This is a genomic window from Burkholderia sp. AU16482 (assembly GCF_002223285.1).
Classification (GTDB): Bacteria; Pseudomonadota; Gammaproteobacteria; order Burkholderiales; family Burkholderiaceae; genus Burkholderia; species Burkholderia semiarida.
Window position 1 is genome coordinate 665,732 of sequence record NZ_NKEY01000003.1, and the last position, 18,991, is coordinate 684,722.

Annotated in this window: 12 protein-coding genes; 4 read left to right on the forward strand and 8 right to left on the reverse strand. The window is 68.3% G+C overall.

The window, feature by feature from the left end; translation table 11 throughout:
- Window position 1: 1 nt before the first annotated feature.
- Window positions 2–1,045 carry a succinylglutamate desuccinylase gene (astE, locus tag CFB35_RS05675; RefSeq protein ID WP_059573957.1) on the forward strand — a complete coding sequence of 348 codons (1,044 nt, stop codon included), beginning with the start codon at window positions 2–4 and terminating at the stop codon, window positions 1,043–1,045.
- Between the two features lie 352 nt (window positions 1,046–1,397).
- Complete coding sequence (locus tag CFB35_RS05685; RefSeq protein WP_059573956.1) at window positions 1,398–2,192, forward strand: ABC transporter substrate-binding protein; 795 nt, start codon at window positions 1,398–1,400, stop codon at window positions 2,190–2,192.
- A gap of 90 nt (window positions 2,193–2,282) precedes the next feature.
- Here the strand turns inward: CFB35_RS05685 and CFB35_RS05690 are convergent, their stop codons facing one another.
- Window positions 2,283–3,794 (reverse strand): HDOD domain-containing protein, encoded by a 1,512-nt coding sequence (locus tag CFB35_RS05690; protein WP_059573955.1) that lies wholly within the window; start codon window positions 3,792–3,794, stop codon window positions 2,283–2,285.
- Between the two features lie 27 nt (window positions 3,795–3,821).
- Complete coding sequence (cdpA, locus tag CFB35_RS05695) at window positions 3,822–5,564, reverse strand: cyclic di-GMP phosphodiesterase CdpA (protein ID WP_196485201.1); 1,743 nt, start codon at window positions 5,562–5,564, stop codon at window positions 3,822–3,824.
- Window positions 5,565–5,842: 278 nt separating this feature from the next.
- Between cdpA and CFB35_RS05700 the strand changes: the two genes are divergently transcribed.
- A complete protein-coding gene (locus CFB35_RS05700; protein ID WP_059573953.1) occupies window positions 5,843–6,391 on the forward strand; it encodes a peroxiredoxin in 549 nt (182 codons plus the stop codon).
- Window positions 6,392–6,476: 85 nt separating this feature from the next.
- On the opposite strand, the gene CFB35_RS05705 is transcribed toward CFB35_RS05700, so the two are convergent.
- The gene (locus tag CFB35_RS05705) at window positions 6,477–7,106 is read right to left on the reverse strand and encodes an SDR family oxidoreductase (protein ID WP_059573952.1); all 630 of its coding nucleotides are present in this window, start codon (window positions 7,104–7,106) and stop codon (window positions 6,477–6,479) included.
- A 310-nt stretch (window positions 7,107–7,416) separates the two neighbouring features.
- Here CFB35_RS05705 and CFB35_RS05710 point away from each other — a divergent pair, with 310 nt between their 5' ends.
- Window positions 7,417–8,907 (forward strand): NYN domain-containing protein, encoded by a 1,491-nt coding sequence (locus CFB35_RS05710; protein WP_059573951.1) that lies wholly within the window; start codon window positions 7,417–7,419, stop codon window positions 8,905–8,907.
- Window positions 8,908–9,051: 144 nt separating this feature from the next.
- Here CFB35_RS05710 and CFB35_RS05715 read toward each other — a convergent pair whose 3' ends face one another.
- The 5 genes from CFB35_RS05715 to CFB35_RS05735 form a co-directional block, all read right to left on the reverse strand.
- A complete protein-coding gene (locus CFB35_RS05715) occupies window positions 9,052–9,435 on the reverse strand; it encodes a VOC family protein (RefSeq protein ID WP_059573950.1) in 384 nt (127 codons plus the stop codon).
- A 155-nt stretch (window positions 9,436–9,590) separates the two neighbouring features.
- Window positions 9,591–12,899 (reverse strand): efflux RND transporter permease subunit, encoded by a 3,309-nt coding sequence (locus tag CFB35_RS05720; RefSeq protein WP_059573949.1) that lies wholly within the window; start codon window positions 12,897–12,899, stop codon window positions 9,591–9,593.
- Between the two features lie 3 nt (window positions 12,900–12,902).
- Window positions 12,903–16,016 (reverse strand): MdtB/MuxB family multidrug efflux RND transporter permease subunit, encoded by a 3,114-nt coding sequence (locus CFB35_RS05725; RefSeq protein WP_059573948.1) that lies wholly within the window; start codon window positions 16,014–16,016, stop codon window positions 12,903–12,905.
- A gap of 15 nt (window positions 16,017–16,031) precedes the next feature.
- Window positions 16,032–17,402: an MdtA/MuxA family multidrug efflux RND transporter periplasmic adaptor subunit gene (locus tag CFB35_RS05730; protein ID WP_059573947.1), complete on the reverse strand. Its 1,371-nt coding sequence runs from the start codon at window positions 17,400–17,402 to the stop codon at window positions 16,032–16,034.
- 254 nt (window positions 17,403–17,656) lie between these two features.
- Entirely contained in the window at window positions 17,657–18,481 is an 825-nt protein-coding gene (locus CFB35_RS05735; protein WP_059573946.1) for an IclR family transcriptional regulator, read from the reverse strand.
- Between the last annotated feature and the right edge of the window lie 510 nt (window positions 18,482–18,991).

Consider the following 18,991-nt stretch of genomic DNA (forward strand, 5'->3'; position numbering starts at 1 on the left):
GATGCCGGCCGCCGCGCTGCTCGACGATTTTCTCGCGTTCACGCTGGCGGGAGATGCGCCGGCTGAAACGCACGGCGCCTGCGCGGGCGACGCGGTGCGCTGGCAATGGCTCGGCGACGGGCTGATCGCGTTCGAGCCTGCCGCCGCTGACGCCGCGGCGCGCGCGAGCGTGCTCGTGTCGGCCGGCGTGCACGGCGACGAGACCGCGCCGATCGAGCTGCTGTCGATGCTCGTGCGCGATCTCGCGTCGGGCGCGCTGCCGCTCGCGTGCCGGCTGCTCGTCGTGCTCGGCAACGTGCCGGCGATGCGCGCGGGCGAACGCTATCTCGACGACGACCTGAACCGCCTGTTCGGCGGCCGTCACGCGCAGGCGCCCGCGAGCCGCGAAGCGCCGCGCGCCGCGCGGCTCGAAGCGGCGGCATCCGCCTTCTTCGCGGCGGCGCCGGCGGGCGGCGCGCGCTGGCACATCGACATGCATACGGCGATCCGTGCGTCGGTATTCGAGCAGTTCGCGCTGCTGCCGCACACGGGCACGCCGCCCACGCGCGCGATGGTCGAATGGCTCGGCGATGCGCGCATCGCGGCCGTGCTGCTGCACACCGCGAAGGGCAACACGTATTCGCATTTCACGGCCGAGCAGTGCGGTGCGCTCGCGTGCACGCTGGAGCTCGGCAAGGTGCGGCCGTTCGGCCAGAACGACCTCGCGCGTTTCGCGCCGGCCGATCGTGCGGTGCGCAAGCTCGTGTCGGGCGAGCGGCGTGAAGACGCGGCCGAGGGCGGCCGTCCGCCGCTGCCGCGCGTGTTCACCGTGATCGACCAGATCACGAAGCAGAGCGACGCGCTCGAGCTGTTCGTCGCAGCCGACGTCGCGAACTTCACCGCATTCGCACGCGGCACCGTGCTCGCACGGGACGGCGACTACCGCTACACGGTGACGCACGACGAGGAACGGATCGTGTTTCCGAACCCGACCGTGAAGCCCGGGCTGCGCGCGGGCCTGCTCGTGATCGACACGACGCGCGAGACGCTGGCCGCACTCGTCTGATCGAGGCGCGATCGTGCGGGCCGCGGCGACGCGCGGCGCGCATCGTCCCGCGGCCCCTTCATTTTGGCGATGACGCCCGCCCGCCGCGCAGACGGCGAGTGCGTCGCGCTTGCTGGTTTGCGACACCGTCTTGCAAGTTCGGCGGGTCGCGTGGCGGCCGCCGGGCACGCGGCGCAGCATCGCGCGCCGACGCCCGCTCCGCCATGCCGGGCCGCGCGGATTGGTACAATCGCGGCCTTGCGGCTGTTGCGCCGCATCACGGCGCGGCGTCGGCATTGCCGGTGTCATCCGACCCTGCAATGATGGATGCGCCCGTCGTTTCGGAACATTCGAGTATCGAGGAGAACACCTGATGAAGTTGGATTGGCGTAAAGTGGCCGCGCATGCGGTGGTGGCGGCATCGGCGGTGGCGGCAGGCAGCGCGCTTGCCGGGGATCTGAAGGAGATCCGGTTCGGCGTCGAGGCCTCGTACGCCCCGTTCGAATACAAGACGCCCGACGGCAAGCTGACCGGCTTCGACATCGACATCGGCAACGCGGTGTGCGCGAAGCTGAAGACGAAGTGCGTGTGGGTCGAGAACGACTTCGACGGCCTGATCCCGGCGCTGCAGGCGCGCAAGTTCGACGCGATCAACTCGGACATGACGATCACGGACCAGCGCAAGCACGCGATCGCGTTCACCGATCCGATCTACACGATTCCGAACCAGCTGATCGCGAAGCAGGGCAGCGGCCTGCTGCCGACCCCGCAAGCGCTGAAGGGCAAGCGCGTCGGCGTGCTGCAGGGCACGATCCAGGAAGCGTACGCGAAGAAGAAGTGGGCGCCGGCCGGCGTTGAAGTCGTGCCGTACCAGACGCAGGATCTGGCCTATGCCGACCTGAAGTCGGGCCGTCTCGACGCGACCTTCCAGGATTCGGAAGCCGGCTCGAAGGGCTTCCTGACGAAGCCGCAAGGCCAGGGCTTCGGGTTCGCGGGCGGCACGGTCAGCGACGCCGAGATCCTCGGCTCGGGCGTCGGCTTCGGCCTGCGCAAGAACGACGCGGCGCTGAAGACCGCGCTCGATCAGGCGCTGAAGGAACTGAAGGCCGACGGTACGATCGACAACCTCGCGAAGAAGTACTTCAGCGTGCCCGTCACGCTCAAGTAAGCGTTTCGTGCGCGCACGATGTAAAAAAACCGGCCGCCGATGCGGCCGGTTTGCTTTTCGGCAGCGAAAACGGCAGCGGCGGGCCGGCCGTCAGCCCGGCTGCGCGGCGAAGAACCGCCCCAGCTCGCGTGCGAGCTCGTTGAGCACGGCCATCTCCTGCTGCGAGATCTTGCGCGCGGGCTGCGCGCCGGCCCAGTCGCCGTACAGCAGCGCGACGCTCGTCGCGCCGACGCGTACGGGCAGCAGCACGAATGCGCGCGTGTCGTCGAACGCGTCGAGATACCACGCAGGCAGGCGCTTCACCATCTTCGGCTCCCGTGCCTGCTCGATGAAGATGCCGACCGAATTCGTGATCGCGAGATGGAACACGTCCGGCTCGAAGCGCTCGTCGAAGCGCAGCCGGTCGAGCGCCGTATCGACGCCGGGGCCGAAGCCCAGGCGCGCGGCGAACGTGCCGTCGTCGTGACGCACGAACATCACGGTGCGCGTGAACGCGAGGCCGGCCAGCAGGCTTTCCGACGCGAGCGCGAGCACCGGCGTCAGCACGTGCTCGGACGGCAGCGCACGCAGGTCGGCAAGACCGGCTTCGAGGCATGCCTCGGGTTCGGCCTGCGCGCGCGCGATCGCATCGGCGTTCGCGCGCAGCTCGACGATCTCGCGCATCACCGTGTCGCTCGCTTCCTCGCGCGCGAGCCGCTCGGCGATCTCGACGATCGCCTCGGATTCCATGTCGAGCTCAGCGCCGTAGTGCTGCGCGAGCGCCGCGATGCGCGCGTCGCGCTGCGCGCTGGCAGGCATGACGAGCGCGCCGGCGACGTCGGTCGAACAGCGGCTCACCGCGCGCAGCCAGCGGATGCGCTCTGCCGGGCCGTCGTCGGCGGCCGGGCCCGCGTGGCGGGCGTCGCCGTCTTCGTCGTCGAATGCGTCGGCGTGCGCCGCGTGGTCGCCGTCGGCCATCCCCGCGCGGATCACGTCGGGCAGCCGCCAGCGCGCGGCTGCCTCGAGACCGATCTCGTCGAAGCCGACGCCGAGCACGTCGGTGCAGGCGGCCGATTCGTCGCCGTTCAGTTCGGCCGCGCGGCGGCGGATGCGGTCCCACTCGCTGTCGAGATAGCAGACCACCAGCAGCTTGCCGACCTGGCGCATCAGCGTGCAGACGACGGCCTCCTCGCCCGCGCGCAGTTCGGCGCGCTCGGTGAGCTTGCGCGCGACGCAGCCGGACAGCAGCGCGCGGTTCAGCTCCAGCTTCGCGTCGATGCGCCGCGGCGTGCTCTGATGGAAATGGTCGACGAGCTTGAGCCCGACCACGAGATGGCCGACGGCATCCATGCCGAGCACCATCAGCGCGCGGGTCACGGTGGTGATGTTGCCGCCGAACGCCATGTACATCGCGGAGTTCGCGAGCCGCAGCACTTTCTGCGTGAGTGCGAAATCCGACAGCACGACGCGCACGAGCGCGGTGAAGTCGAGATCGTCGTTCTTCATCGCGGCCATCGTCGCGCGCAGCGATTCCGACAGCAGCGGGAAATCGCCCCGTTCGTTCATCCGCGCCCACAGCTTGTCGAGCAGCGCGGTGCGGGGCAGGTGTTCGGTGATTGACATACGGATCCGTCCGGTTCGCCGCGCGCGTCAGGCGGCGGCGTGCAGGTGCAGCTGCTGCGCCGCGAAGCGCCGCGCGAGCTCCTCGGACGGCAGCGCCTGGCAGACGAGCCAGCCCTGGATGTGATTGCAGCCCATCTCCGTCAGCAGCTCGCGCTGCGCCTCGGTCTCGACGCCCTCGGCGACGAGCTCGAGATCGAGTGTCTGCGCGAGGCCGACCACCGCCGACACGATCGCGCGGTCGTTGCGCGACGTCAGCAGGTTCTCGACGAAACTGCGGTCGATCTTCAGCTTCGCGAGCGGGAAGCGCTGCAGATAGGCAAGGCTCGAATAGCCGGTGCCGAAATCGTCGATCGCGAAGCGGATGCCGAGATCGGTCAGCTCCTCGAGCAGCATTTTCGCGTGCGCGGGATCGTGCATCAGCAGGCTTTCGGTGATTTCGAGCACGATACGGCGCGGGTCGATGCCGGTCAGCGCGATCGCCTCGCGCACGCTCTGCGTGAAGCGCGGGTCGCGGAACTGCTGCGGCGACACGTTGACCGCCACGTATTGCAGCGCGAGCCCCTGGCCGTCCCAGGCGACGAGCTGCATGCACGCGGCCTTCAGCACCCAGTTGCCGAGGTAGTTGATCAGGCCGATCGATTCGGCGAGCGGGATGAAGGTGGCCGGCGGCACGAGGCCGTGCACCGGATGGCGCCAGCGGATCAGCGCCTCGACGCCGACCACCGCGCCCGACTGGCTATGGGTGATCGGCTGGAAATGGAGCGAAAACTCGCCGTTGCGCACGCCGTCGTACAGGTCGGCTTCGAGCTTGAGCCGTTCGGCGTCGGCCGGATCGTCGACGGGCGCGTGGAACGCGAGCGCGTTGCCGCCCGAGGCCTTCGCCTGCGCGAGCGCGTGGTCGGCGCGGCGCAGCAGCGGGCTGTGATGCTGCGCCCGATGCGGCGCGGCACGTTCGTCGGGGTAGAGCGCGATGCCGATGCTCGCGGACAGGTGCACGGTCTGCCCCTGGAATACGTACGGCTCGCGCACGGCGGCCTGCAGCCGGCGCGCGAGCGCGTCGGCTGCATGGCTCGCCTGCGTGCGGTCCGGTGCGCCCAGCACGACCGCGAACTTGTCGCTCGCGACGCGCGCGAGCTGCTCGTTCGGCGTGACGAGCGCCTTCAGCCGCTGCGCGGTTTCGCGCAGCAGCGTGTCGCCCGCGTCGTAGCCGAGCGCGCGGTTGATCCGCTGGTAGTCGTCGAGGTCGAGCAGCAGCAGCGCGGCGCAGGTGCCGTCCTCGTCGGCGGTCTGCTGCGCGCGCATCAGCGCCGGCACGAGCGCGGACAGGTTGTCGAGCCCCGTCATCGGGTCATGGTGCATTTCGTACGTCAGGCGTGCCTCGAGCGCGCGCCACGACGACACGTCGAACGCCGCGATCGCGAAGCCGTCGACGCCGTGGTGGCGGCTCTTGAACGCGCGGACCTCGACGTCCAGCGGGTAGGTGAGCGACTTGACGATGCACATCGTCGCCTTCTCGACCTGGCCGGAGCGTGCGGCGCGGGCGAGCAAGCCTTCGAGCGCCGGGGTATCCTGTTCGGCGATCAGGTCGCGCAGCGTCAGCGTATGCAGGTAGTCGCGGTGGTAGCCGATGAAGCGCAGGCTCGCGTCGGACACGTACAGAAAGCGCAGCTCGCGGTCGACATGGGCGAGGAAATCCACCGTGCCGACCGTCTGTTCCAGCCAGTCGCGCACGGAGTCGTCGCGGCGCGGCGCCACGGCGCGCGCGGGCATCAGCGCGCCGCCCGACCGAGCGAAGCGGCGCAGCGTATGCAAGGCGCTGCGCCAGGAGCCCTTGCGTGACGTCTGTTTCCTGTTGGCTTCCATGTTTCTCGCTGACGTGAAGGGCTGGAACCGGTTGTCCGGAAGGAATAACGGCAGACTGGCAGAAATCTTTAACGGGCCGGCCACGCGCGGCGCTGCCGCGGGTCCGGATCATCGATGCGGTGTTCGGCAGGCGAACGCCCACGTGGCCTACATCGAGGCTGACTTTATAAGAAATGAGGACGCAGATGAAGAGAAAACTGTTGCTGGGCGCCATGGCGGCGCTGGTGGCCGGCCATGCGCTGCTGGCGCAGGCGCAACTGAAGCCGGGCGCCGCGGCGCCCGATTTCACGACGCAGGCGTCGCTGGGCGGCAAGACGTATACGTACTCGCTCGCGGACGCGCTGAAGCAGGGGCCGGTCGTGCTGTATTTCTATCCGGCGGCGTTCACGAAGGGCTGCACGATCGAGGCGCATGCGTTCGCGGACGCGGTCGACCGTTACAAGGCTTACGGCGCGACGGTGATCGGCGTGTCGGCCGACAACATCGACACGCTGACGAAGTTCTCGGTGAGCGAATGCCGCAGCAAGTTCCCGGTAGCGGCCGACCCGGACGCGAAGATCATCCGCGAATACGACGCGAAGCTGCCGGCGCTCGACCGGGCGAACCGCGTGTCCTACGTGATTTCGCCGGAAGGGAAGGTTCTCTACGAATACACGAGCCTGTCGCCCGACAAGCACGTCGAGAACACGCTCGCCGCCGTGAAGGCGTGGGCCGACGCGCATCCGAAGCAGTAGGCGGCTGCCCGCGCGCGTGAAAACGGCCCGTCGTGCGGGCCGCGGGCACGGGAACGCCCGGCCTGTGCGTGGCCGCCCGTTGCCGTTACGCGCGCAGCGCCTGCTCGATCGGCACGCCGCCGCCGACGAAGCCGACGATCTTGCGTGAGATGCCGAGCTTGATCGCCTCGATCGCGGCCCATGCAACGTCCTGGCGCGACACGGGCGGCGCGGGATCGAGCCACGTGTCGGTCAGCGCGATCTTGCCGACGCCCGGATCGTCCGTGAGCGGGCCCGGGCGCAGGATCACGTAGTCGACGCCCGACGCGATCACGCGGTCGTCGCCTTCGCGCTTCATCTGCGAATAGTGGCGCAGCGCGTCGGGCCCGTGCTCCGGCCGGTATGCGGACAACGAGCTGACGACCACGAGCTTCTGCACGTTGAACGCGAGCGCGTAGTCGGCCGCGCGGGCGACCGCGTCGCGGTCGATCTGCTCCTCTTCGATCGCGCCCTCCGATTCGGCGGAGCCGGCCGCGTAGATCACGTGCGTGATGCCCTGGAAGGCGTGCGAGAAATCGTTCGTCAGATCGGCCTCGACGACCCGTGCGCCCGCCAGCGCATAGCCGTGCCGGCGCACGAGCGCCGTGACCTCGAACTCCGGCTGCTTGAGCAGCAGATCCGCGCAGGCCTGGCCCGTTCGTCCGGTCGCGCCAATCAGCAGTACCTTCGTCGTCATGAAACCGCTCCTTGCTCGATGCGTCATCCGTGCAGATAGGGACGGACGACCGATAACTCAAGTGTAATGTCGAATCGGCCCGGCGGTGGGGGCGTAATAAGGGGCGTACCGGCGCGGGCGTACCGGCGCGAGCGTACCGGCGTGGGCGTACCGGCGTGGGCGACCGGCTGCGGGCGTACCGGCACGACGCATGCCGGCGTGCATTCGTTCGCCCGGATGCGGGAATGACGCGCCGACCGGCTATCATGTGCGCGATGCATTTTTCGCCGCTACGCGTGAATAACGCGTCGGCCCACCGGTTGGAGTACACATGGCATTACCCTTGGACAACGTCAGCATGGCCGTGTTCTGCGACTTCGAGAACGTCGCGCTCGGCGTGCGCGACGCGAAGTACGAGAAATTCGACATCAAGCCCGTGCTGGAGCGCCTGCTGCTGAAAGGCAGCATCGTCGTGAAGAAGGCCTATTGCGACTGGGATCGCTACAAGGGCTTCAAGGCGTCGATGCACGAGGCGAGCTTCGAGCTGATCGAGATTCCGCACGTGCGCCAGTCGGGCAAGAATTCGGCCGACATCCGGCTCGTCGTGGACGCGCTCGACCTCTGCTACACGAAGTCGCACGTCGATACGTTCGTGATCATCAGCGGCGATTCGGATTTTTCCCCGCTCGTGTCGAAGCTGCGCGAGAACGCGAAGAAGGTGATCGGCGTCGGCGTGAAGAAATCGACGTCGGACCTGCTGGTCGCGAACTGCGACGAATTCATCTTCTACGACGATCTGGTGCGCGAGCAGCAGCGTGCGCTCGCGAAGCGCGAACAGCAGCAGCGCGCGGGCAACGGCGGCGCGAAGCGGCCCGACGAGCCGTCGCGCAAGCACGACATGGAGGCGCGCAAGGCCGAGGCGATCGCGCTGGCGGTCGAGACGTTCGACGCGCTCGCGTCGGAGCGCGACGACGTCGGCAAGATCTGGGCGTCGGTGCTCAAGAGCGCGATCAAGCGCCGCAAGCCGGATTTCAACGAGTCGTACTACGGGTTCCGTGCGTTCGGCAACCTGCTCGACGAGGCGCAGGCGCGCGGCCTGCTCGAAGTGGGGCGCGACGACAAGTCGGGCGCGTTCGTGTCGCGGGCCCGCCAGTCGGCCGTGGAGCACGCCGTGGCGGCCGAACACGCACCGGCCCAGCACGGCCGGCGCCCGGCGGAGCCGGTGCAGGCCGAGCGCGAGCCGCGCCATCACCGCGGACGCGGGCGGCACGGCGAGCCGGTTGGCGAGCCATTCGGCACGCCGTTCGGCACGCCGTTCGTGCAGGAGAACGAGCCGGTCGAGACGGCGGTCGAATTCACCGACGCGGACGAAGCCGATGTGACCGTCGGCGAAGCCGCGGCCGCGCACGGCGAACCGGCGGGCGGGCACGATGATGCGAAGACCGCACGCAAGCGTGCTCGCAAGACCCCCGCGAAGAAGGCCGGTACGAAGAAGGGCGGCGACGGCAAGAGCGCCGGCCGGCAGGCGGCGGTGGAGGAAGGCGAGGCCCCGCAGGGCGACGCGAAGCGCGGCGGCGGCAAGCATGCCGAAGCGATGCATCGCGACGCGCAACATGACGACGGGCGAGCCGCCGGCGCGGCGCCGGCACGCGGTGAAACCGGCGGCGATGCCGTCGCGCAGCCCGCGCACGATGCTCCCGTACACGCCGAACCGATCGCAGCGGTCGCTGACGCGCCGGCCCCGGCCAAGCCGAAGAAGCCGGCCCGCAAGGCGGCGCCGCGCGCGCGGCGGCCGCGCAAGACGGCCGAGGCTGCCGAGTAAGGACCTGCCTGATGAAGCGCCATCCGTCGCGCCGCCGCGAAGTGCGGGCCGGATGGGGCGCAGGCACAGGCCGCGCGTTCGCATGAAGCAGCGCGGTTGCGAGGCCCGCCGCCCCGTCGCCGGCGCGATGCCGGCCTTCTTCCACTAACCGTTCAGCGCATACGGTCGCGTCATCACTTCGAGGAAGTGGCCGTCCGGATCGTCGAAGTACACGCCGCGTCCGCCGTTGTGGCGGTAGATGTCGTCGGCTTGCCGCTTCGCCGGATCGGCCCAGTGCGGCAACCCGCGTTCGCGGATGCGCGCGAGCACGCGATCGAAGCTGGCTTCGTCGATCAGGAACGCGTAATGCTGCGACCGGATCTCCCCCGCCTGTTCGTAAAAATCGAGCGACACGCCGTTGTCGAGCGCGACGACCAGCATCGCGCCGAACGGCGTCGGCGGCGGCAATTCCAGCAACTCGGTGAGGAAGCGGCTCGACGCATGCTTGTCGCGGCACCAGACGATCGTATGGTTGAGCTGGACGTTCATGGCGAGATTCCGGGACGGGAATGGGGTGGGCATGGATACACGATAGCCGATCGCGGCCGGCAAACAAGTCCGTCCACCACGTCCGGCCACCAAGTCCTGCAATCAAACCCGGCAATCAAGCGCAAAAGACGGCCGCCCGAGGGCGGCCGCTTTCGTCACTCGCCGGCGACGGCCGGCCCGCCGCTGTTGCCGCGGCGATTGCGCCGCTTTTCGGCCCACACGCGCAGCCGATCCATGTACAGGTACACGACCGGCGTCGTATAGAGCGTCAGCACTTGCGACATGATCAGGCCGCCGGCGATCGCGATCCCGAGCGGCGCGCGCAGCTCGGCGCCGTCGCCGCTGCCGAACGCGAGCGGCAGCGCGCCGAGCAGCGCCGCCATCGTCGTCATCATGATCGGGCGGAAGCGCAGCAGGCACGCCTCGTGGATCGCGTCGAACGACGACTTCCCGTTGTTGCGCGTCTGGTCGATCGCGAAGTCGACCATCATGATCGCGTTCTTCTTCACGATGCCGATCAGCAGGATCACGCCGATCAGCGCGATGATGCTGAACTCGGTCTTGAACAGCAGCAGCGCGAGCAGCGCGCCGACGCCGGCCGACGGCAGCGTCGACAGGATCGTGATCGGGTGGATGTAGCTCTCGTACAGGATCCCGAGCACGATGTAGACGGCCAGCAGCGCGGCGAGGATCAGGATCGGCTGATCGTTCATCGACTGCTGGAACGCCTGCGCGGTGCCCTGGAAGCTGCCGACGATCGTCGGCGGCACGCCGACCTCCGCCATCGTCTGATAGATGATCTGCGTCGCCTGCGACAGCGACACGCCGGGCGGCAGGTTGAACGAGATCGTCGTCGCGACGAACAGCCCCTGGTGGTTGACCGACAGCGGCGTCGTGCTCGGCCCGAACGTCGCGATCGCCGACAGCGGGATCATCGTCGACTTCGACGTCGACACCGACGCGCCCGACGACGCGCTCGACTTGCCGCTCGCCGCGATCGCGTTGAGCGCCTGGTTGCGCGCGGAGTCGGACGCGATCGCCGCGGCGCTCTGCGCGGCCGTGCCGGCGCTCGACGTGCCGGCCGAGGTCGCGACGAAGGTGCCCGCGGCCGCGTTGGTGGTCTGCGAGCCGTTCGCGCTGCCGCCCGACGTGCTGATCCACACCTGGTTCAGCATCTCCGGGCTCTGCCAGTATTTCGGCGCGACTTCCATCACGACGTGGTACTGGTTCAGCGGGTTGTAGATCGTCGAGACCTGCCGCTGGCCGAACGCGTCGTACAGCGTGTTGTCGATCTGCGCGGGCTTGATGCCGAACCGCGCGGCCGTCGCGCGGTCGATCGTCACCATCGCCTCGAGGCCGCCTTGTTGCTGGTCGGAGTTCACGTCGGTCAGCTCGGGGCGCTTCTGCAGCGCCTCGGTCAGGATCGGCCCCCACTTGTACAGGTCGGCGCTCGAATCGCCGAGCAGCGTGAACTGGTACTGCGCGTTGCTCTGCCGGCCGCCGACGCGGATGTCCTGCGCCGCCTGCAGGAACGTGCGCGCGCCCGCGACGTCCGCCAGCCGCGGGCGCAACTGCTGGATCACCTGGTCGGCCGACAGCTTGCGCTCGGTGCGGTCCTTGAGCGTGACGAACATGAAGCCCGAGTTGGTCTGCGTGCCGCCGGTGAAGCCCGCGACGCTCTTCACGTTCGGGTTGCCCTGCACGATCCGCATCATCTCGGAGAACTTCAGCTTCATCGCCTGGAACGACGTCGACTGGTCGGCCTGGATGCCGCCGATCATCAGCCCGGTATCTTGTTGCGGGAAGAAGCCCTTCGGCACGACGACGTACAGGTAGACGTTCAGCCCGATCGTCGCGAACAGCGTCAGCAGGATCAACAGCGGCCGGCGCAGCGCCCACGACAGCGAGCGCTCGTAGCCGCGCTGCATGCGCGTGAAACCGCGTTCGAGGAAGCGCCCGAAGCGGCCCTCGCGTTGCGGGTTGTGCTGGTCGGGCAGCAGGCGCGCGCACATCATCGGCGTGAGCGTGAGCGACACCGCGAGCGACACGGCGATCGCGAGCGACAGCGTCAGCGCGAACTCGCGGAACAGGCGCCCGACGATCCCGCCCATCAGCAGGATCGGCAGGAATACCGCGACGAGCGAGATGCTCATCGACAGCACCGTGAAGCCGACTTCGCGCGCGCCGTCGAACGCGGCCTGCATCCGCGACTTGCCGTTCTCGATGTGCCGCGAGATGTTCTCGAGCACGACGATCGCATCGTCGACGACGAAGCCGGTCGCGACGATCAGCGCCATCAGCGACAGGTTGTCGATCGAGAAGCCGAGCAGGTACATCGCGCCGAACGTGCCGACGATCGAGATCGGCACGGCGACGCTCGGGATCAGCGTCGCGCGCCAGTTGCGCAGGAACAGGAACACGACCATCACGACGAGGCTGATCGCGATCAGCAGCGTGTGCTCGGTGTCCCTCAGCGACGCGCGGATGGTGGTCGAGCGGTCGAGCACCGGCGTGACCGTGATGTCGGCGGGCAGCGACGCGGTGAGCTGCGGCAGCGCCGCGCGCACGCGGTCGATCGTCTCGATGATGTTCGCGCCGGGCGAGCGGTAGAGGATCACGAGCACCGCGCGCTTGCCGTTCGACAATCCGAGGTTGCGCAGGTCCTCGACCGAATCGACGACGTCGGACAGGTCGGACAGCCGCACGGCCGAGCCGTTGCGGTAGGCGACCACGAGATCGCGATACTGCGACGCCTGGGACGCCTGGTCGTTCGTGTAGAGCTGGAAGCGCTGCGGGCCGAACTCGATCGCGCCCTTCGGCGCGTTGGCGTTCGCGGAGGCCAGCGCCGCGCGCACGTCCTCGAGGCCGATCCCGTAGTGGAACAGCGATTGCGGTTCGAGCTCGACGCGCACGGCCGGGTTCGCGGAGCCGCTCACGGAGACCTGGCCGATCCCGTCGATCTGCGACAGCGACTGCTGCAGTACCGTCGACGCGGCGTCGTACACCTTCGCCGGCGACGCCGTCTCCGACGTCAGCGACACGACCATGATCGGCGAATCGGCCGGGTTGACCTTGCGGTAGGTCGGGTTGCTCTTCAGCGCGGCCGGCAGGTCGGCGCGCGCCGCGTTGATCGCGGCCTGCACGTCGCGCGCGGCGCCGTCGATGTCGCGGTTCAGGCCGAACTGCAGGATGATCCGCGCATTGCCGACCGTGCTCGTCGACGTCATTTCGGAGACGTCCGCTATCGAGCCGAGGTGCCGCTCCAGCGGGCTCGTCACGCTGGTCGCGACCGTTTCCGGGCTCGCGCCCGGCAGCGACGCCTGCACCGAGATCGTCGGGAAGTCGACCTGCGGCAGCGGCGACACCGGCAGCTTGATGAACGCGAACAGGCCCGCGAGCGCGACGCCGAGCGCGAGCAGCGTCGTCGCGACGGGGCGGGTGATGAAGGGACGCGACAGGTTCATCGCTTACACGTCCGTGCGCGTGCCGGCGTCGGGGCCGTGCCGCTCGAACCAGCCGCGCATGCGGCGCGCGAGCGAGTCGAAGCCGAGGTAGATCACGGGCGTCGTGAACAGCGTCAGCACCTGCGACACGATCAGGCCGCCGGCGATCGCGATCCCGAGCGGCTGGCGCAGCTCGGAGCCCGCGCCGGAGCCGACGATCAGCGGCACCGCGCCGAGCAGCGCGGCGAGCGTCGTCATCAGGATCGGCCGGAAGCGCAGCAGGCACGCCTGGTAGATCGCCTCGCGCGGCGGCTTGCCTTCGACGCGTTCGGCCTCGAGCGCGAAGTCGATCATCATGATCGCGTTCTTCTTGACGATGCCGATCAGCAGCACGATGCCGATGATCCCGATGATGTCGAGGTCGTGCCCGGTAATCATCAGCGCGAGCAGCGCGCCGACGCCGGCCGACGGCAGCGTCGACAGGATCGTGATCGGGTGGATGTAGCTCTCGTACAGCACGCCGAGCACGATGTACATCGTGACGACCGCCGCGAGGATCAGGAACAGCTGGTTCGACAGCGACGCCTGGAACGCGAGCGCCGCGCCCTGGAAGCGCGTCTGGAACGAGCCGGGCAGGCCGATGTCCTTCTCGGCGGCCCCGATCGCCTTGACCGCTTCGCCGAGCGACGCGCCCGGCGCGAGGTTGAACGAGATCGTCGTCGACGGGAACTGCGACAGGTGCGCGACCAGCAGCGGCGACGGCCGCTCGTGAAACGACGCGATCGACGACAGCGGCACCTGGCCGCCGCCGGCCGACGGCAGGTAGATGTCGTTCAGCGATTGCGCGTAGTGCTGCTCTTTCGGCTCCGACTCGAGAATCACGCGGTACTGGTTCGATTGCGTGAAGATCGTCGACACGATGCGCTGGCCGAACGCGTCGTACAGCGCGTTGTCGACGGTTGCCGGCGTGATGCCGAAGCGCGCGGCGCTCGCGCGGTCGATCTCGATGTACACCGACTGGCCGTTGCTCTGCAGGTCGGTCGCGACGTCGGCGAGCGACGGCTCCTGCTGCAGCCGCGCGACGAGTTTCGGCACCCAGGTCGCGAATTCTTCCGAATTCGGGCTCGTCAGCATGAACTGGTATTGCGTCGGGCTGACCGTCGAGTCGATCGTCAGGTCCTGCACCGGCTGCATGAACAGCGAAATGCCGGTGACGTTCGCGACGCGCTGCTGCAGGCCGCGGATGATCTGCGCGGCCGTTTCGCCGCGTTCGTCGCGCGCCTTCAGGTTGATCAGCATCCGCCCGCTGTTCAGCGTGATGTTGCTGCCGTCGACGCCGATGAACGACGTGAGGCTGGCGACGTTCGGGTCCTTCAGGATCTCGGCCGCGAGCGCCTGCTGGCGTTCGGCCATCGCGCCGTACGAGATCGACTGCGGCGCCTGCGTGATCGCCTGGATCACGCCGGTGTCCTGCGCGGGGAAGAAGCCCTTCGGCACGAACACATAGAGCAGCGCGGTCAGCCCGAGCGTCAGCAGCGCGACGACGAGCGTCGAGCGCTGGCGGTTCAGCACCCATTCGAGCGCGACCGCGTAGCGCGCGATCACCCAGTCGATCGCGCGGTGCACGCGTGCCTCGAAGCGATGGCTCTCGGGCGGCGGCGAATGGCGCAGCAGCTTCGCGCACATCATCGGCACGAGCGTGAGCGACACGATCGCCGAGATCACGATCGTCACCGCGAGCGTGATCGCGAATTCGTGGAAGAGGCGCCCGACCACGTCGCCCATGAACAGCAGCGGGATCAGCACCGCGATCAGCGAGACCGTCAGCGAGATGATCGTGAAGCCGATCTGCCGCGAGCCCTTCAGCGCGGCCTCGAGCCCCGATTCGCCTTCCTCGACGTAGCGCGCGATGTTCTCGATCATCACGATCGCGTCGTCGACGACGAAGCCGGTCGCGATCGTGAGCGCCATCAGCGACAGGTTGTTCAACGAGAAGCCGGCCATGTACATCACCGCGAGCGTGCCGATCAGCGACAGCGGCACCGACAGGCTCGGGATGATCGTCGCGTAGACGTTCGCGAGGAACAGGTACATCACCAGCACGACGAGCGCGACCGCGAGCAGCAGCTCGAACTGCACGTCGCGCACGGCCGCGCGGATCATCGTCGTGCGATCGGTGACGATCTCGACGTCGAGCGCGGCCGGCAGCGTTTCCTGCAGCTTCGGCAACTGCGCCTTGATCGCGTCGACGGTCGCGATCACGTTCGCGCCCGGCTGGCGCTGCACGTTCAGGATGATCGCCGGGTCCGCATTCACCCATGCGCCGAGCTTGGTGTTCTCCGAGCCGGCGACGACCGTCGCGACGTCGGTCAGCATCACCGGGCGGCCGTTCTTGTACGCGACGACCGCGCTGTTGTACTGGTCGGCGCTCGTCAGCTGGTCGTTCGCGTTGATCGTGTACGCGCGCGTCGGGCCGTCGAAGTTGCCCTTCGGCGTGTTGACGTTCAGGTTCGAGATCGTCGTGCGCAGGTCGTCGAGATTCATCCCGTACTGCGCGAGCGCGGTCGGGTTCGCCTGGATCCGCACGGCCGGCCGGTTGCCGCCCGACAGGCTCACGAGGCCGACGCCGGCGATCTGCGAGATCTTCATCGCGAGGCGCGTGTCGGCGAGGTCCTGCACCTGCGTGAGCGGCAGCGTCTTCGACTTGACGGCGAGCGTGAGCACCGGCGCATCGGCCGGGTTCACCTTCGCGTAGATCGGCGGGGCAGGGAGGTCGGACGGCAGCAGATTGCCGGCCGCGTTGATCGCGGCCTGCACTTCCTGTTCGGCGATGTCGAGCGGCAGGTCGAGCGAGAACTGCAGCGTGATCACCGACGCGCCGGCCGAGCTTTGCGACGACATCTGGTTCAGCGACGGCATCTGCCCGAACTGGCGTTCGAGCGGCGCGGTGACCGACGACGTCATCACTTCGGGGCTCGCGCCCGGGTAGAAGGTCTGGACCTGGATCGTCGGGTAGTCGACCTCGGGCAGCGCGGCGAGCGGCAGGAAGCGCAGCGCCACGAGGCCGGCCAGCATGATCGCCGCCATCAGGAGGGCGGTGCCGACCGGCCGGAGAATGAAGAGGCGGGATGGATTCATCGAGCGGCCCGCGCGTTACTGGGCCGCGGGGGCCGCTGCCTGCGACGCGCCGTGCTTGTGTCCGCCGCGATGGCCGGCTGCACCGGACGCAGCCGATGCGCCCGACGCCGCGCCGGCGCCGCGCGCGCCCGACGCGCCTTTCGGCTTGTCGGCCGGAATCGAGATCTTCGAGCCTTCGCGCAGGCGGTCCGAGCCGTCGGTCACCACGCGTTCGCCGAGCGCCACGCCGCTGACGATGCTCGTGCGTTCGCCGTCGACCGGGCCGACCGTGACCTTGCGCACCGTCACCGTGTTGTCGGGTTTCACGACGTAGACGAACTGGCCGATCGAGCCCGTGAGCACGGCGGAGGTCGGCACGATGATCGCGTTGCGCAGCACGTCGACGAGCAGCCGCGTGTTCACGAACTGATTCGGGAACAGCATGCCTTCCTTGTTGTCGAAATTCGCGCGCAGCTTGACCGTACCGGTGCTCGTGTCGATCTGGTTGTCGAGCGTCGCGAGCGAGCCCGTCTCGAGCGGCACCGTGTTGTTGCGGTTGTAGGCGGTGACCGACAGCTTCCGGCCCGCGTTCATCTGCTTGAGGATCTGCGGCAGGTTGTCTTCCGACGTCGTGAAGATCACGCTCATCGGCTGCAACTGCGTGATCACGACGATGCCGTTGGTGTCCCCCGGCGTCACGTAGTTGCCGGGGTCGACCTGGCGCAGGCCGACGCGGCCCGAGACCGGCGCCGTGATGCGCGCATACGTCAGGTTGAGTTTCGCGGAATCGATCGCGGCCTGGTCGGTCTTCACCGCGCCTTCGTACTGCTTGACGAGCGATGCCTGCGTATCGACGGTTTGCGACGCGATCGAATCCTGCGACAGCAGCGTCTGGTAGCGCTTCAGGTCGAGGCGGGCCGTCGCGAGCAGCGCCGCGTCGCGCGCATGCGTGCCTTCGGCGTTCTCGAGCGCGACCTGATACGGGCGCGGGTCGATCTGCGCGAGCACGTCGCCTTTCTTGACGATCTGGCCTTCCTGGAACGACACCGATTGCAGGTAGCCCGACAGTTGCGTCTTGACCGTCACGTTCGCGAGCGGCGTGACAGTGCCGAGCGCGGACAGCACGATCGGCATCTCGCCCTGCGTCGCGGTGGCGACCTGCACCGGCTGCGGAACGTTCGCCATCGCGGCGGGGCCGCCGCGGCCGCGATGGCCGCCCACGGCGCTGGCGCCAATGCCTTTCGCCGTGCTGCCTGCCGCCGGCGTGCGGTTCCACGGGTGCCACCACAGCAGGCCGCCGATGACGACGGCCGCGACGGTGCCGATCAGCAACGTGCGGCGCGGGCGCCGGGCGGCGGCGGGCGCGGGGTCTTTCGAAGGGGGCGTGGGCTTTTGTTCGTTATCCATCGTGTTCTGTCAGGAAGACGGCGCGGCGGGCCGGAAATCGGACTGCTCGGCTGCGCGTGGGCGTGCGGAAGACGCGACGGGGCGGCCCGGCTCGGTCCGGGGCCCCGCCGATCCGCACGGGAAAGAGCGGTGCGCACCGCGAGTGCGGCGCGACGATGGGCATGATCCTACGTGCCGTCCCCGTTACAGTCCAGCGGTCTATCTTTCAACGGGTTACGGTCGTTACAGAACGCGACACGGCGATGACGAAACGATTACACGCCGACGCGCCGGGCCGGCGCGCCGCCGATCTCGCGCGTGATTTTCGCGATGCATTCCTGCAGCGCGGGCACGACGTGTTCCCGCAGCCATTCGGGCGGACACTGGTGCGACGCGCCGCCGCAATTCACCGAATAGCGCTGACCCGACGGGCCGACGAAACCGGCCGCGACCGCGTTCAGCCCCTCGCGCCATTCGCCGATCGCGATCGCGTGGCCGTCGCGCATCGCTTCGTCGAGCGCGGGCGTCAGGCGGGCGGACACGTGCGGCCAGTCGTCGCCGGCGGTGGTGCGCAGCGACTCGAGCAGCAGGCGGCGCTCGTCGTCCTCGAGCGCGGCCAGATACGCGCGGCCCACGGCCGTGCGCGCGATGTCCATCCGCGAGCCGATCTCGAGGCGCGTGACGAGCACGGCCGAGCGCGGGCGGATCACGTCGATCGCGACCATGTCGAGCCGGTCGCGCACCGCGAGGTGCACGGACAGCGACGTGCGTTCGGCCAGTTCGATCATGAACGGCCGCGAACGCGCGCGGATGTCGAAGTTGCGCAGGAAGCCGTGGCTCAGTTCGAGGACCGACGCGGTGAGCACGAAGCGCTCGCTGTCGGGCAACTGAAACAGGAAGCCGGCGCTGACGAGCGTCGCGGTGATGCGCGAGACGGTCGGCTTCGGGATGCCGGTCAATTCGGTCAGCTCGCGGTTGCTGACGGGCGCGTCGGCAGCCGCGATGCGGCGCAGCACGGCGAGGCCGCGGGCGAGGGCGGTGATCTCGTCGGGCGACGATTCACGGTCCCGCGACGCGGGAGAGGTTACAGGTGTCGACACGAGGGATTCTCTCTAATTCCGAAACTCGATTTCAATTTTGTTGGTATTGTAGGACTATTGTCAAAGGATGCATGTTCCGCGGGAGAACCGGTCATTGGATGAGATTTTACGGGTTCACCCTTGGTTTATTAGGAAAACGCTCAAATGAGCGTTGCCGGAAAGTGCATGAGCCGGTGCAAATACCGCTTGACTTGTCGGGCGGAAACGGAAAGAATGTCTCACGTTTTCGAAACATCGTTTCAAGAGTTTAACCGGCAACGATGTTTCGCGCAGTCTCTCAGGTTCTAGCACGGCCCTCGGAATGGCTAGAACTTTTTTAGCGCCACGGTCTCCGTGGCGCTTTTTTTTGCCTGTCTTTCCGACCGTCCGCCCGGACGCGTCAGGCCCGTATTATCCTCCGATCGCCGCAAACGCCTGTCCACGGTCGCATCGCGCCCGCCTGCACGCGCGATGCGCGCCGCGCTCGCGCTCGCTTCACGCAAAAAAAAAAGCGCGATGCCCGGAGTGGGC